The organism is Murdochiella massiliensis, assembly GCF_900059565.1.
GTDB classification, from domain to species: domain Bacteria; phylum Bacillota; class Clostridia; order Tissierellales; family Peptoniphilaceae; genus Murdochiella; species Murdochiella massiliensis.
The window spans coordinates 1,103,308-1,119,635 of the sequence record NZ_FIZW01000002.1 but is presented as its reverse complement, the minus strand read 5'-3'; the positions used below and the strand labels follow the sequence as shown (position 1 = coordinate 1,119,635).

Below are 16,328 nucleotides of genomic sequence, written 5' to 3'. Positions count from 1 at the left end.
TCATGCTTCCGGCGTTCCGACCGGAGGGTCCAATTTTTGTCCACATTCGGGACAGAAGCGTGCTTTTTCACTTACCGGATGGCCGCACTTCGGACATTTTCGGGCATCGTCCGGTTTCTTTGTCCCGCACTCCGTGCAGAACTTTCCGCTGTTTTTCGTTCCACACTTAGAACAAACCCAGCTACTTTCCCCAAATGATGCCTGCACGTTGCCCATGACTACGCCCCCTTCTGCAGGAGTCACTGCTCCACCATTCGGATTTGCAGAGGGAGTAGCTTGCTGCGCCTGCTGTTGACGAATCTGTTCCGCATTATTCTGAGAGAACTGACCGAAGCCGCCCCCGATGGTGGACATACCAACCCCCATACCGAAGAAACCTTGTCCTGCACCGGCCTCGTTGCTGCCTGCCGCTTCCAGACCTCTTGCCACAGAACCCTGGACGTAGCCTTCGCGAATGGAGGCATCGGAAAGCATCGCGCCCTGATTGCGCATATTGATGAGTTTTTGCGATTCTTCATCGTAGGAGATGGAGGCGATGGCGACCGATTCAATCTGGAAACCGCGCAACTCCTGCCATTTCTCATCTAAGACATCCTGCATGTATTCCGCGAGCTGATCTCCACGAGAAAGCACAAACGAGATGCGCTCCCCATCCGCACTCATCTTATTGAGTGCCGTCTGAAATGCGGTGAGGAACTCATTTCGATACTGTTCGCTCATATCCGCGACATCAATACTGGAATCCGCATCATGATCTGCCACCTGAATATAAAATTTCAACGGATCGGTTATGCGAATGGTGTAGGAGCCATGGGCGCGCAGGAACAACTCCGCATTGTAGAAGTTATCATAATAGTTCACCGCATTCGGCGTACCAAACTTCAGTCCGCGCACTTCCTGCATATTGATAAAATATGCGGTTTGCTTATACGGCGTAGAGCCGGAAAAGCGAACACGATTGAAAGTCTCCTTCACCGAGTCTCCCAGCTCACCGTTAAAAAGCGAAGGCATTGAGGAGTTATCTACTTTAAAATAGCCCGATTCGCCGGAATAGTCGATGACTTTTCCGCCATCCACAAGCAGCATAAACTGCCCTTCTTTAACCTGGATGATCGAACCGTTTGAAATGGTGTCCGCCGTCCCCTTTTTATTGTTGTTACGGGGATCATTTTTGCGAACGATTACGCCCGGCGCAGTAATGGTCGTCGGCCCCATATAATCCGATTCATAGGATTCTAACCATTCATCGCCTAAACCGCCGCCGATTGCACTCGTAATCGCGCGAATAATGCCCATGCATGCCTCCTTGATTTGGTAATACGCTCATAATGCGAAACGCTTTTCTCGTCTTTCTGTTCGCCTTCTCTGCGTGTGTTCAGCCTTCGGATGTCGTTCAATTTACCTCTTCTCTTAGGGCTTTCCTTTTTGATCGAACGTCTCCTATTTGTCTTAGATTTTGTTTTTACTATACCCGAACTGCAAACTTTATTTCTTTTTTTCGGTTCGTTTTTTTCCGTATTTTTTTCGCACTTCTTCTTTAAATACGGCACCATCATGAATCTTGATGCCCGGATGGTATTTTTCTGCCAAACGCAGAACGCGCTTACGCTCGGTAGTGGGAAACAATGCGCGCATCGTCACATCGCCGCGCGTGAAATAGAGAAGGCAAACTTCGGGATGCTCCTCTACTTTTTCATAGGTAATCGTATCAATCGCCTCCCAAGGAGTCAGGCGATGATTGGAAAGAATATACATGTTGGCAAACTGCTCGAAGCCTTGCCCCGTCACTGCGGCATAGCGCTTTGTTGTCACCGCCAACAGCACCAACACACCAAGGACAAGAGAAAGGCGATATTTTGTCATAATGCCTAAGCCGATACAAAAGAACGCCAACACAAACGTATATGGCATAACCCATTTCTTCCGAAAATAGGTCTGTCTCATCTCAATCGCTTCGTGGTCGTTGCGCCATGGACGCTCTTTTTCTAAAAATGACTTCATACGTTTTCCCTTCTTCTCTTCCTCTTTTTATAATGCCACAAAAGAAGAAAGCGCGCCATGCTGTCGGTCCATAAGACACGGCACCAGGCGCGCTTTTTCGTTCTTTCCGAAGATTCTCATAGAAAAGCTATCTTTCCTTGAGCAATCCCTTTCGTTTCTGTGTTAGCTAATGCGCGGAGCACGACCGTCTTGACGCATTTGTTCAAGAGCTTTAAGAGCCTTCTCATGCGCTTCCTTCGGTGCCTTTGCTTCTTTACCGGCACGTGTTTTGCCGAAGATGTTCGTAATGGAACCATCCGCCCAGATGATATTGCGACCCATAAGTGCGGTCAACAGAGCATAGATTGGGTTCAGGAGGTTAACGAACGCAAACGGGAAGTAATAGAGCGGGTTGATGCCCAAGGTTCTCATCTGGTAAGCGCCGCAAGCGGTCCACGGGAACATAACTGCCCAAAGCGTACCGGCATCTTCCAACGTTCTCGAAAGCATGTTGCGTCCAAGACCCAACTCATCGTATTTTTCAGCATAGAGCGGAGCCGGAACACCAATGCCCAAGAACTGGTCGCACATAGCGGCGTCGCAGAAGATGGATGTCAGCATGGTTGCAAAGAGCAAACCGGGGACGCTGTGAATTTTCTTCTTAATACCACCAAAGAGACGCTCAACAATACCGCAGCGTTCCAGCGCACCGCCGAAAGCAACCGCTAAGAGGATTAAGTTAACCGTCCACATCTGGTTTTCCATACCGCCTTTGGCAAGCGCGGCATCCAAGAACTCGTTACCGGTTTCAACGACCGGACCATAATGCAAAATGGAGAAAATGTTCGCCAAGCTCTGCGTGCCCTGGAAAATCAAGGCGAAAACAACACCGGTCACAACCGAAATCAGAATACCGGGAAGTCCGGGGATACGCAGCAAGCAAACCGCGATAACCACGAGAATTGGCACCATAACCAGCGGGTTCACGTTGAAGTTCTCGGCAATCGCCGTGCGGATACCTTCCGCAATCGCCGGATCATAACCGGCAACAGAACCGCTCGATAAACCGATGCAGGTGTAAATGATTAAGGAAATAATGAATACCGGGAAGGTCGTAGAGACCATAGCAGCGACGTGGTCAAACAGACCCGTTTCCGCAACACCGGCAGCCAGGTTCGTCGTATCGGACAGCGGCGAGAACTTATCACCGACATAGGCGCCGGAGATAACCATACCGGCGGTCAATGCCGTATTCATGCCCAAGCCTTCACCGATCGTCATGAACGCGATACCGATGGTGGCGGTCGCCGTCCAGGAGGAACCGCAAGCCATACCGACGATAGCGGTCAGAATGCAGCCTACCGGCAAAAAGAATTTCGGTGTCAGCAGCTGTAATCCGTAATAGATGACTGCAGGAATCGTACCGGCCGTCATGAAGGACGATACCAACAGACCGACGGTCAGAAGAATAAGAATCGCTTCCAATGTCGCATTAATACGGTTCATAATTCCTTCAAGCATATCCTGGAAGCTGTGGCCACAAATCACGCCGATAATGCAGGTGACGACCAACGCAACGATCAAAGGCATGTGCGCCGCGTCATACTCTTCGTGACTGAAGGCAAAAACATAAACCATCAGACCGACCATGACGAGAATCGGAATAATTGCCTCAAAAAAACTGGGCAAACGCACTTCCCGTTTTGTAGTGGTGCTCATAAGCACTCCTTTCTTTCTCCCCATAGGGGTTTTCGAAATCGTTTGGTGAACGTTTTCCACTCACTTTCACGATTTCCATTGTTGAGGCAGCGCCCCTCCGCCGCCTTTCGGCGGCGGAGTCCGTTTCGCACCTGCGAAGCGGCGGTCACTGACCCACTTATTCAATTTCAATCCTTAACATGAAACATTATATCGTGAAATAAGAAAGCTATGGCAAAAACTATGACACTTAGAACAGTTTTGCGACCGCAGCCTTCACTTTTTCCTCATCCGCAAGATACGGAATGGTGATGTGCGCATCCGGATGTTTCTTGTTAAATGCCACAGCAACTTCCATCGCATGCTCGTTACGTGCCCAGTTGCGGCGGGCAACGCCACCGATAACATCCCAAGAAAGGGAGAGACGAATGATCTCATCGACACGCTCAGAGCCATCCAGGACGAGGCCGAAGCCGCCGTTGATTGACTTGCCGATGCCGACGCCACCGCCGTTATGCAAAGCGATAAGGCTCATGCCGCGCGCCGCGTTTCCGGCGTAGGTCTGAATCGCCATATCGGCGCATACTTTGGAGCCATCATAAATATTGGATGTTTCGCGGAACGGAGAATCCGTACCGGATACGTCATGATGATCACGGCCGATCATTACGGGGCCGATTTTTCCTTCGCGTACCAGCTTGTTGAATGCCAAAGCGATGTTCACGCGGCCTTCTTCATCCTGGTAAAGAATGCGAGCTTCGGTACCGACGACCAGTTTGTTCTCCTCTGCGTCGCGAATCCAGTTATAGTTGTCGCGATCCTGGTAACGACGGTTGGGATCAATCGCATCCATCGCGGCATGGTCGGTGGCGACCAAATCTTCATGTTTTCCGGAGAGGCATACCCAGCGGAACGGACCATAGCCGTAGTCAAACAGCAACGGACCCATGATGTCTTCGACGTAGCTCGGCCAGATGAAGCCTTCCTTATCATCAACACCGTTCTTGGAAATTTCTTTGACACCGGAGTCATAAATCGCCTTCATGAATGAGTTACCGTAATCGAAGAAGTACGTTCCCTTTTCGGTGAGCTTTTTGATGATGGCGAAGTGACGTGCCAGCGTTTTGTCTACCAGTTTGATGAAGCCGTCATGGTCTTCGGCGAGCATGCGGGTGCGCTCTTCAAAGGAGATGCCAACCGGGCAGTAGCCGCCATCGTAAACATTGTGGCAGGAAGTCTGGTCGGAAAGCAGGTCGATGTGTACGTTGTTCTCGTACATGTATTCAAGAAGATCAACGATGTTGCCGTGATAGGCGATAGACATGGCTTCCTTCTTTTCGAGGGATTCCTGTGCCAGCTTGACGGCTTCTTCCGGCGTTTCCGCCAGCTTGGAAATCCAGCCTTGCTCCAGACGCGTCTCGATACGGCTGATGTCCACTTCGGCGACGATGCCGACCGCATGCGCAATCTCGGCCGCTTTCCCCTGTGCGCCGCTCATGCCGCCCAAACCGGACGTGACAAACAATTTGCCGGACAGATCATCTTCTGCGCTCAGACCCAGTTTCAAACGGCCTGCGTTCAGGATCGTGTTGAAGGTACCGTGAACGATGCCCTGAGGTCCGATGTACATCCAGCCGCCGGCCGTCATCTGGCCGTAGTTGGTGACACCCATTTCTTCCGCGATTTCCCAATCTTCATGGTTGTCGTATTCACCAATCAGAAGGCCGTTGGTGATGATTACACGTGGAGAATTTTTACGGGATTTGAAGAGGCCAAGCGGATGACCGGATTCCATGACCAGCGTCGTTTCATCCGTCAAGTTTTCCAGATATTTCTTGATCAAGCGATACTGCATCCAGTCGTGGCAGACGGATCCGGTTTCGCCGTAAGTAACCAATTCATACGGATAGAGAGCAACATCAAAGTCCAAGTTATTGTCGATCATGACCTGGAAGGCTTTGCCATCGAGGCATTTTCCTTCATATTCGTCGATCGGCTTTCCATAGATGCGGCCTTCCGGACGGAAGCGATAACCATAGATACGGCCGCGCGTCTTTAATTCTTCCAGGAATTCCGGAATCAATTGCTCATGGAATTTCTCCGGGATGTAGCGCAGCGCATTTTTCAACGCTACTTCAGTTTGCGACTGGGTCAGACGGAAGCCGCGATCCGGTGCACGCCGAATGCCTTCTTGAAACTTCGGCATCTCAGGCAGCTCATCCATTTCCAAACGAATGGTCATGGCCTCCTGAATCTGTTTGTTTTCTAACATGTTTTCCTCCTTCAATACCCTACCATCCTGCGAAATGGTTTTCATTTGACGATATGGTTATCCTATTCAAGGCTCGTCTTTATACAGTCTATGAAAAAACCGTTTTTTCTCCTTGCGTCTATTTTTATCCCGTAAGTCTTGCAATAACAAAGTCGTCGCCCTTTTGACGTCTAATAGACAAACTGGAAAAGAATAGAATGGGTATAGGAAAAATAAGTGAATGTTCCATCCTACATGATGGAAATCGGGAAAACGGCGTCCTCGTTTTCCCATGCATCTTTTCACCGTATCCGAATATCCATGTCTGTCGTGAACCATATTTATAGAGGAGGAACTATGACGGCAACTTTAATTCTCACCCATTTTAACGAACTCTTCGTCCCGAATGATCCGGGGCACCCGCTGCGCGGAAAAGAAATGAATGAAGCGACCGTGCTGAAAGATGCATACGTCGCCTTTCAAGACGATAAAATTCTGGCCATTGGAGAAGGCGAAGTTCCCGCTGAACTCATCGGTCCAAAGACCAAAATTGAAGAGCGCCGAGGTATGGTCGCCACCCCGGGACTGATCGACTGCCATACCCATCTTGTCTATGGAGGCAGCCGTGAACATGAGTTTTCCAAGAAACTCAACGGCATGAGCTATCTCGATATTTTAGCGGAGGGTGGCGGTATTCTGTCCACCTTAAAAGCGACACGCGAATCGTCCTTTGAAACCTTGTATGACAAATCCAAAGACCTGTTGGAGCAGATGATGATTCATGGCGTGACGACAGTCGAAGCGAAAAGCGGCTATGGTCTGAATTGGGAAACGGAAAAACGCCAGTTGGAAGTCGTCAAAAAGCTCAATGAAGATTTACCGGTCGATTTGGTTTCCACCTTTATGGCCGCGCACGTTATTCCCCCCGAATACAAGGAAAATCCGGATCCGCTGATCGATGACATCATTACGATGCTGCCGAAGGTCAAAGAAGAAAACCTCGCCGAATTCGTTGACGTCTTCTGCGATGCCGGCGTGTATACTGCGGAACAATCGAAGCGCCTTTTAGAAGCGGCCAAAAAGGAAGGCTTCGCCCTGCGCATCCACGCGGACGAAATTGAATCTATTGGCGGATCAACGGTTGCGGCAGAGCTTGGTGCCACCAGTGCGGAACATCTCATGGTGATTACCGACGAGGATATTCAAAAGCTGGCCGATGCACACGTGATCGGTAATCTATTGCCGGCAACGACATTCTCCCTCATGGAAGATACCTATGCCCCGGCGCGCAAAATGATGGATGCCGGTATGGCCATCACCATCACGACCGATTCCAACCCCGGATCCTGCCCAATGGCTAACCTGCAGTTTGTCATGCAACTCGGTTGCCTCTATCTTCGCATGACGCCGACGGAAGTCTACAATGCGGTAACCATCAATGCGGCGTATTCCGTCCACCGTGAGAAGACAGTGGGTTCACTGGATAAGGGTAAAAATGCGGACCTTACTGTCTTTGCCGTTCCGAACCTAGATTATTTGCTCTACTACTTCGCGACCAATCATGCCGCAGAAGTGTATAAGAATGGCAAATGCATTGTAAAAGATCGGCAAATCGTGCGCGCTTGACGCACAATTTCCAAAATCCTGTCCACCTTTAAGTTTATGCGTCCTCTTTGCGACAAATTGCTTCGCAAAAGGACAGAAATATCACAATGACTTAGTCCAAAAAAAAACAGAAAAAGAAAAATAAAATCGCAAACGTCGAAATACCACCTTTGATTTGACGTTTCATAGATTCTGTTCGCTTATCATGATGCCAACGTCGGATGAATGGACGAAGAAGCAAAATCGCTTTCATCGTCGCTACTACCCGATTATAATCCGTCAAAGGATCGTCAAATAAGGCATGGGCGGTCCCCTCTGCAGGAATAATTCCTGCCCTGATCTGATCTGTTGCAATGAACATTGATGAAGGAGGAAACAAGACAATGAAACGTGTAATGTGTATCCCGAACTACTCTGAAGGACGCGACCTCGAAAAAGTCGAAAAAATTGCCGATTGCTTCCGTGCAAAAGAAGGGCTGAAATTAGTTGATTATCAGCCGGACAAAGACCACAACCGTACCGTCGTTGAAGTGATTGGTGATCCGGAAGCCGTCATCAAAGCGGTAATTGAATCCGTTAAAGTGGCAAAAGAAGTCATCGACATGACCAAGCACAGCGGCGGCCATCCTCGCATGGGCGCTGTCGACGTTGTTCCTTTCATTCCTATTACGGAATGCACCACCGAAGAATGCGTCGAATACGCTAAAGAAGTCGGCAAAGCCATCGGCGAACTGGGTATTCCTGTTTATCTGTATGAAGATGCGGCAACAAAACCGGAACGCAAGAACTTGGCCAAAGTCCGTAAGGGTCAGTACGAAGGCTTCTTCGAGAAAATCAAAGAAGATGGTTGGGAACCGGATTTCGGTCCGCGTGAAATGAACGAGAAGAGCGGCGCAACGGCTGTTGGTGCCCGTTTCCATCTTGTTGCTTTCAACGTCAACCTCAACACCGACAAGGTCGAAATTGCCGAAGCCATCGCGAAAAAAGTTCGCCACATCGGCGGCGGTCTGCGCTTCGTCAAGGCGATCGGTCTTCCCCTGGAAGAACGCCATCAGACGCAGGTTTCGATGAACCTGGTCAATTACGAGAAGACGGCGATCTATCAAGCCATCGAAATGATCAAATCGGAAGCCGCTCGCTACGGCGTCAGCGTCTACGGCACCGAAGTCATCGGCATGGTTCCGCTGCAAGCGTTGGTGGATTCCGCCGCATACTATATGCAAATTGAGAATTTCCGCGCCGATCAGATCATTGAAACCCTGTTAATTGAGGAGTAAATCATGGCAGAAGTAAAAACCGATATTGAAATTGCCAATTCTGTAGAGATGCTCCCGATCGTAGACATCGCCAAAAAGGTAGGTTTGGAAGAAGACGATCTGGAGCTGTACGGAAAATATAAAGCGAAGATTTCGCATGACGCGATTCAGCGTTTTTCCAACAAAAAAGACGGAAAGCTGATCTTGGTCACGGCCATCACGCCGACTCCCGCAGGAGAAGGAAAATCCACCTGCTCCATCGGCTTGACGATGGGTCTGAACAAAATCGGTAAGAATTCCGTTGTTGCTCTTCGTGAACCCTCCCTCGGCCCGGTATTCGGTGTCAAGGGTGGTGCAGCCGGCGGCGGCTATGCGCAGGTGGTTCCGATGGAAGACATCAACCTTCACTTTACGGGCGACCTGCACGCCATGACGGCGGCGAACAACCTTCTGTCCGCACTCATTGACAACCATCTGCAACAAGGCAACGCCTTAAACATCGACGAACGTCGCATCGTCTGGAAGCGCGTTCTGGATATGAATGACCGCTCGCTGCGTAACGTCGTGATCGGACTTGGCGGCAAAGCAGCCGGTGTTCCCCGTGAAGATCACTTTATGATCACTGTGGCTTCCGAAGTTATGGCTGCACTGTGCCTTGCTTCCGGTCTGGAAGATTTGAAGGCGCGCCTGGCACGCATGATCGTCGCCTATAATAAGGAAGGTGCACCGGTTACTGCAGGCGATCTCAATGCACAGGGCGCAATGGCCATGCTTTTGGCGGACGCCATCAAGCCGAACCTCGTTCAGACGCTGGAACATACGCCGGCGCTCATCCACGGCGGTCCGTTTGCGAACATCGCCCACGGCTGCAACTCCCTCATCGCGACGAAGCTGGGCTTGAAAATGGCCGATTACCTTGTCACGGAGGCAGGCTTCGGTGCCGACCTCGGTGCGGAAAAATTCTTCGACATCAAATGCCGTCTCGGCGGTCTTAAGCCGGACGCAGTCGTCATCGTCGCTACGATCAAGGCGCTCAAGATGCACGGCGGAGTCGATAAGAAAGATTTGAAAGGCGAAAACGTAGAGGCGGTTAAGGCCGGCTTTGCGAACCTCGGTCGCCACATCAAGAATATGAAGGGCTTCGGTCTGCCGACGGTGGTCGCGCTCAACCGCTTCATCTTCGATACGGATGCCGAAATTAAGGCGTTGACGGAGCTGTGTGCGGAATACGGCGTTGAACTTTCTCTGTCCGACGGCTGGGCAAAGGGTGGCGACGGCATGACCGATCTGGCCGAAAAAGTCGTTAAAGCTGCAGATCAGGAAAATAACTTCCATTACCTCTATGATGTGGAAGCTTCTATTCCGGAAAAGCTGGATACCATCGTTAAAGACTACTATGGCGGTGGAAAAGTAACGCTGACAGCGGCAGCAAAGAAGCAAATCAAGACGCTCGAAAAACTCAGCCTCGACAAAATGCCGATCTGCATGGCGAAAACGCAATTCTCGTTCTCGGATGACAAAAACGCGGTCGGTGCGCCGAGCGGATTTGAAATCACCGTCCAGAATGTGCGCGTATCTGCCGGCGCAGGCTTCATCGTCTGCGAAACGGGCGACATCATGGTTATGCCGGGTCTGCCCAAAGTTCCGGCTGCCGACCACATGGATGTTGACGAAATGGGTAACATGGTCGGTCTGTTCTAAGACACCGCAGTTAGCCTTTGCCCCCGTTTAAGCGATTTTCCATCGTCTCAAAAGAAACGGGGGCAGGCATTCTATCCTCCCTTTTTGCAAACGACACAAGGGAGGAAAAAGAGAAAAGGAGAAACAATGTTAAAAGATTTAACCGTAACCGGTTTTATTGAAGAATTGGCTTCGGATTCTCCCGCTCCCGGCGGCGGCTCGGTTGCCGCTCTCGGCGCGGCGCAAACAGCAGCGCTGTTTGCTATGGTCTGCTCCCTGACGGTGGGCAATAAAAAATACGAAGATGCCAAAGAAGAAATGACCGGCTACATTCCGGAACTGAAGGAATACGAGAAATTCTTCATCGACGCCATCGATAACGATGCAAATTCCTTCAACGGCGTTATCGCGGCATTCAAACTGCCGAAGGAAACGGATGAAGAAAAAGCCATCCGCAAAGAAACGATTCAGAAGGAATATAAGAACGCAGCGAACGTTCCGCTTTCCACGGGCATGAAAGCCATGGAATTGCTCAAATACGCAGAGCCGCTCATTCTTCGCGGCAACCAGAGCGCTATCACGGATGTCGGTGCCGGTCTGCATTGCCTGCGCTCCGCCGTCATCGTCGCGTTCTACAACGTCAAAATTAATCTTGGCTCCATCAAGGACGAAGCCTACGTTGCCGAAACCCGTCGCAAGATGGACGAAGCCTTAAAGGAATTGGATGCGAAGATTGCTGCTTGCATTGAAAAAGTGGAAGCGGCGCTGGAATAAACCTTCCCGCTATGTATGAATCGAGAAACGGATCGGTAAAGAGAATCCGAATCCCGTGATGTTCTCGCCGGAAGGAGTCGATCAAACACCGACTCCTTCCGTATTCAAGCAATATTTTTGCCTTTTTCCCTATATTTTCAAGGCTTTTCAAGCACCGACTTGCCGTTTTCCCCTACGAGTTAACCCATCGAAAAACTCACTTATTGTGCGATATTTTGATTCGTTTGGAAGGCTGAATTCACTACCGTGGCCAGCTCCCAGGACTTGTTATACTTAACCTTGGCGTAGATGTCCATAGTCACCTTGCTGTTTTCGTGCTCTGCATCTTAACTGTCAAGACATATGTTACACATTCCGCTAAGATGTATCTGACACAGTTATCCTTTTTCCGGCGGTTCTTTCACAGGCACTTCCTTTCGACTTGTCAAGAGCGAAGAGCGACCAGAGGGAGCGTCCCTTGACCTGGAGAAAGGAAGTGCCTATCCTTTTCCCCCGGAATAAGCAGTATCCTAAGCGACGGAGGTTTCAAAATACTCCCGCACCATCTGTTCCGGGCTTTTGAAATGCAGAACGTATTTCGCTGTTGTATTGTAACATCGCTCATGCTTTTTTACCTGCTTCACAAGATCTTTTTTTCTTGTGAAAACACGTCGACTATACAGAATTTTCCCATCCTCTCGATGACTTCGTTCCACTCTCCCGTTTTGCCACGGCGAATAGGGCCTTGTCCTTCGCAGTGCCCATCCTTTCTTCTTTACCGCCCGTTCAAATCGACTTTCCCGGTTGGTGCGATCCTCGTCATTCACAAATTCGCAACCATTGTCCACCGGAATGGTATGAATGGGAAATCCTATGCTTTCTTCTAAATCATCTAAAAATTTTGTTGTCTCATAGGTCGATTTCTCCTCAACAATTTTTAGAACTCGCTTTCGACTGAATTCATCAATTGCTGTTATCTGATAGTAGCGTAATCCATAGCTTGGAAAGCGGATGCATTCCTGCGGAACATATTTGATGTCGATTTATACTTTATCTCCCGGAAACTTCCCCTCCAGTCCTTCATAGCGTGTATAGCTCTTACGACGAACCTGTGGCTTTCTATAGCCTTTTTTACGTATTTGACGACACATACTTTCAAAACATCGGCTGTATCCCTTAGAACGACATCGTACATACACTTCCGCCAGACCATACACGCCGTTTCTTCTTAGCATGCGACGTATCAGACGTAGTTCTTCTTCCCTGTGGGCGTTGGGACTTGTTTTCGGTTTTCGCGAACGAAGAGCGAGACTGCCGGCCGTGCCGTCATATCGCTCCAGTTGGCGATACACAAATTGCCGGTAGGTGTGATACCTGCGTGCTGCTTTTGTCATGCTGTGTTTTAGTGCGTATTCACATACTTTTTGACGATATCGCATTTCTTCCGTTATAATCTTACTCAAAAGGGGCTCCTTTCGATGCAACGAGTTTTGGTTAAACACATTGTATCAGAGCACCTCTTTTCTTTTGTTGAAAGTGTCACATATGTCTTACTACATTACATCTTCCTGATCCTTAGGTTCCAGCATACCTGCAGCAAATCCTATTACAGTGTCTTCGTTCTTAGCAACCATTGCAAAGCCGTGATTGCCATGTATTTTGTCTCCTATCGAGTTTGCTGTAATCTTCAAAAGCAATTATCTGATGTTTCCAAACTTAATCTCGCAAATGCGCCTAAAATAGTCGCAATTATTAATCAACTCATCAAATGTTCCGTGTGTTAATAATTTCCCGCCCTGCATAACAAGGATATCATCATATTCACGGATTAGTTTGCCTGAAAAGTTGTGAGATATAAAAACAACTGTTTTATCCTTGAAATCAAGTGCCATTCTCTCTATTTCGAACGCTGTCTCGATATCCAGTGTTGATACGACCTCATCAAAGATGATCATACGAACAGAAGACAATAGGCTTCGAGCAATCTCAATTCTCCGCTGTTCTCCGCTTGAAATATTTCGCCCTTCATCGTTTATCGTTCGATTCAGATCTAACTTTATTTGAGAGTCCGATACGGCTTTATTGAAAACCTCCGGACTACATTTTCTAAATAAGGTAATGTTGTCTCTGACGGAGCCGAAGAATAGTGAAACATTCTCGTTAAGGTACGAAACACACTTACTCAGGCTTTCATTGCCGATCTTTGAAACTGGTTGGTCATTAATTTTGATATTATCAGCGTTACTCCCGTACCATTTCTTAAGCGCCTTAAATAGAGTGCTTTTTCCCGAACCATTCAGACCTACGATAAGGTATTTCTTTCCTGTTTCAAAACAGAAGGAGAAATGATCTATTATGTTGGTCTCGCCAAGAGTCAAGTTGAAATCATCAAACGAGACTTCAAATCGATTATATTCTGATTCAACTCCAATTCTCATATTATCAACCGAAGGATCTTGTAATTCGAGTGATTTCTCGTGCATGCCTCCGGATGACATCTCCTCAAGCTTTTTAACAATGTTCCTAACTGAGCGAATCGAGTTAATATTAACAATAATGTTGTTCAACGGACCCGCCAAATCGCTGGCAAAGGATTGAGCAGCAATGACTGTACCAACTAAAATTTCACCTTTGATGACATACGCCAAGCCAAGCCCTACTCCCATAAGCTGCATAAACCAAGCCAGCAACTGACCCACACAATCAGCAAGAGTTAGAGTACAGTCGGCATCAAACTTTGCATCTTCCGTATGATTGTTTTCTCGATCAAACCGTGTCGTGATAGCCTGTTCTATAGAGTAGTTTTTTATTGTCGGATAAGCCACCATGTACTCTTTTACCTTTTGGGTAAACTTTGATATTGCATTAGAATATTGCAAGCTCTTTTCGTTCAGCTTTCGAGAAAACACAGCGGGAACAAACATTGCCACTATACCAAATCCAATGATAGGGATAGCAAGTTTAGCATTCAGCGCAACAAATGATGTTCCTAATATAGCTAATGAAAACAGGCCTGATATCAAGCCTAAAATTTGATTATAAAACCTCGTTTCAAGTAAAGTGATATCATTTGTAAATATTGAAATATATTCTCCACTCGAAGCAACCTCGGCAATATTGGCTGTATCCAGTCCCATCATGCGCACAAAAAGACGATGCTTGATATCCCTCTTGGCATTGCAGATAAACCGGGCTTTTATAACCCCATTTGAATAGATAATAACCCGTTTCAACATCCACAACAAGAAGCCTGCGGAGAGAAGCCGCAACAGTTCTACAATACTCCCTCCTGGCGTTGCAGAGTTGAACATACGCTGAAGCAGAAAATTCATAACTGAATTCAAGGTTGGCTCAGCGATCATCAGCACAAGAACAACCAATAAATACCACTTATATTTGAACATGTGCTTCAGCATATGTAAATCTCCTTAAACTCAGTTCTCAGTAGCCTTAGTAAGTAACCAAACATAGCCTTCGTTGGCATCAACTAAAATAATACGATCAGTGCCAACGATTGATGCCGACATTTCAATGCCCAGTGCAGGAGCTTTAATCACATTTCCGCTCCACTCATAATCTGCTTCGATCGTAGGGGTTTCTGCGTTGTCTCGAAAGTCAGCTAAGGTACTATCGCCAAATACAAGATACTCATTAGCAATGGGTTTGTCAGTTGGCCTATAAGTCACATTCCACTTGCCGGTAACTGTATCAGGCGAAAATGCTTCACTCAGTACAGACTCATTGTCAGCTTTGACCAGCGTCATATATGTGTCATCATTTGTATACAGCGAAACGTATTGTTCTGTTTTCTGAGAAATATGATAAGTTCTTGAGATGTCGGGTAATTCCAACACGTCTCCGGAAACTTTATAAGTGCTCTTAACATAAGGAACAGTATTACCATCTCTGTAGTCACGTGCTTCCCCGTTATCGAATACCATGTATTCGTTTTGAGGAATGCTTATTGATCCATCTGCAACATTTACTGCAACCTTCCATGTTCCATCCAGTTCAACCGTAGATGTGTGTTCTCCTTCTTTTCCAGTGAACACGAACACCATAATTGCTGCAAGTGCAACCACAACCACTGCAATCGCCGCACCAATCATTACTTTCTTTTTCATTGTAAGTCTCCGTTTTGTTTATTTTATTGTAAGCACATTGCGAGAAATAAAATCGCAAATGAACATACCCCAATAAATAGAATAACTAAGCTACCTGCGAGAATTCGCTTAATTAGTAGGCGTAAAGCTGATGCGCCTTCCTCTCCATTTACGCTTTCAGTTCTTGATATCTTGTCTGCAACCATATTATGTTCTCCCCTTAACCATTAATCTCTGATCCAAACGGCATCAATGCCAGCTTGGCAATCTTGAAATACTGTTTCACGAAGGGAATGCCTACAATCGTCAAACAGTAGATGACTCCAATGACCACAGCTTCAATCGCAAGAGTCCAACCAGTAAAGCAAATCCACAGTATGTTTAGGAAGAAGCTCCCAGTTCCGCCTGTGTTCTCCACGGTCTTTCCAAAGGGAAAAAAACACAGCTTTGCTATCTTAAAGCATTGCTTACCTACCGGAATACCGATTAAAGTAATCGACCATATAACTCCAGCAAAACACCATAGGAGCCCTGTTAGTGCCCCACCGAGTACAAACCATATAATATTTCCAAGAATATTCACCGAACTCCCCCATCTGTGTAATACCGTAGTAAAGTAAGCTGCCCAATAGGTAGATTCACAAGCAGAAGATCTACTTAAGCGTCTTTCTACATTAATGCTTGTATCAGCTTAGGACAATTAGCGCAATTGTAGCCAAAGGTATTCCCAATCGCGCACCGGTGATAAAGCGCCTCACATTACTTGCTCGAATTAGCTTTGAACGAGTAAGAAAGTAGTCAATTCCAGCGGGCAATGCGAACAGGTAAATAACAAAGTCTTTTGCCAGAACGCAATCTGTAATAAAGGTGATGACGATTGTTCCAAAGGCTCTTACGACAGCTCCTGTGCATCTCCAGCAAAGAAAAAAACATTTTCCATTGATATGAGGGGCCGATGAAGGATTGTTATTGCATAATGGTCTACAGCAAAGTATTTTCATT

12 protein-coding genes are annotated in these 16,328 nt (G+C 47.7%); 4 read left to right on the top strand and 8 right to left on the bottom strand.

Going from position 1 to position 16,328, the window contains the following annotated elements; translation table 11 throughout:
• The 4 genes from BN3910_RS06695 to BN3910_RS06680 all read right to left on the bottom strand — a co-directional run bounded on the left by BN3910_RS06695 (nucleotide 1) and on the right by BN3910_RS06680 (nucleotide 5,950).
• On the bottom strand, nucleotides 1-1,296 hold the full coding sequence (locus tag BN3910_RS06695; protein WP_066925721.1) for an SPFH domain-containing protein: 1,296 nt from the start codon (nucleotides 1,294-1,296) through the stop codon (nucleotides 1-3).
• A 189-nt stretch (nucleotides 1,297-1,485) separates the two neighbouring features.
• Nucleotides 1,486-2,001 carry a hypothetical protein gene (locus BN3910_RS06690; protein WP_066925718.1) on the bottom strand — a complete coding sequence of 172 codons (516 nt, stop codon included), beginning with the start codon at nucleotides 1,999-2,001 and terminating at the stop codon, nucleotides 1,486-1,488.
• A 162-nt stretch (nucleotides 2,002-2,163) separates the two neighbouring features.
• Complete coding sequence (gene nhaC, locus BN3910_RS06685; protein WP_066925715.1) at nucleotides 2,164-3,699, bottom strand: Na+/H+ antiporter NhaC; 1,536 nt, start codon at nucleotides 3,697-3,699, stop codon at nucleotides 2,164-2,166.
• Between the two features lie 229 nt (nucleotides 3,700-3,928).
• Nucleotides 3,929-5,950, bottom strand: coding sequence for a urocanate hydratase (locus BN3910_RS06680; protein ID WP_066925712.1), 2,022 nt, complete (start codon nucleotides 5,948-5,950; stop codon nucleotides 3,929-3,931).
• A 336-nt stretch (nucleotides 5,951-6,286) separates the two neighbouring features.
• Between BN3910_RS06680 and hutI the strand changes: the two genes are divergently transcribed.
• The 4 genes from hutI to BN3910_RS06660 all read left to right on the top strand — a co-directional run bounded on the left by hutI (nucleotide 6,287) and on the right by BN3910_RS06660 (nucleotide 11,244).
• A complete protein-coding gene (hutI, locus tag BN3910_RS06675) occupies nucleotides 6,287-7,555 on the top strand; it encodes an imidazolonepropionase (protein ID WP_066925709.1) in 1,269 nt (422 codons plus the stop codon).
• 362 nt (nucleotides 7,556-7,917) lie between these two features.
• Entirely contained in the window at nucleotides 7,918-8,811 is an 894-nt protein-coding gene (gene ftcD / locus BN3910_RS06670; RefSeq protein WP_066925706.1) for a glutamate formimidoyltransferase, read from the top strand.
• A gap of 3 nt (nucleotides 8,812-8,814) precedes the next feature.
• Nucleotides 8,815-10,491 carry a formate--tetrahydrofolate ligase gene (locus tag BN3910_RS06665; protein ID WP_066925703.1) on the top strand — a complete coding sequence of 559 codons (1,677 nt, stop codon included), beginning with the start codon at nucleotides 8,815-8,817 and terminating at the stop codon, nucleotides 10,489-10,491.
• A gap of 126 nt (nucleotides 10,492-10,617) precedes the next feature.
• A complete protein-coding gene (locus BN3910_RS06660) occupies nucleotides 10,618-11,244 on the top strand; it encodes a cyclodeaminase/cyclohydrolase family protein (RefSeq protein WP_066925700.1) in 627 nt (208 codons plus the stop codon).
• 1,676 nt (nucleotides 11,245-12,920) lie between these two features.
• Here BN3910_RS06660 and BN3910_RS06645 read toward each other — a convergent pair.
• The 4 genes from BN3910_RS06645 to BN3910_RS08060 form a co-directional block, all read right to left on the bottom strand.
• Nucleotides 12,921-14,639, bottom strand: coding sequence for an ATP-binding cassette domain-containing protein (locus tag BN3910_RS06645; protein ID WP_066925691.1), 1,719 nt, complete (start codon nucleotides 14,637-14,639; stop codon nucleotides 12,921-12,923).
• A gap of 18 nt (nucleotides 14,640-14,657) precedes the next feature.
• Nucleotides 14,658-15,347, bottom strand: coding sequence for a hypothetical protein (locus BN3910_RS06640; protein ID WP_066925688.1), 690 nt, complete (start codon nucleotides 15,345-15,347; stop codon nucleotides 14,658-14,660).
• A gap of 199 nt (nucleotides 15,348-15,546) precedes the next feature.
• Entirely contained in the window at nucleotides 15,547-15,909 is a 363-nt protein-coding gene (locus BN3910_RS06635) for a YccF domain-containing protein (RefSeq protein ID WP_066925686.1), read from the bottom strand.
• 103 nt (nucleotides 15,910-16,012) lie between these two features.
• A complete protein-coding gene (locus tag BN3910_RS08060; RefSeq protein WP_075968009.1) occupies nucleotides 16,013-16,327 on the bottom strand; it encodes a DUF2085 domain-containing protein in 315 nt (104 codons plus the stop codon).
• Nucleotide 16,328 lies beyond the last annotated feature (1 nt).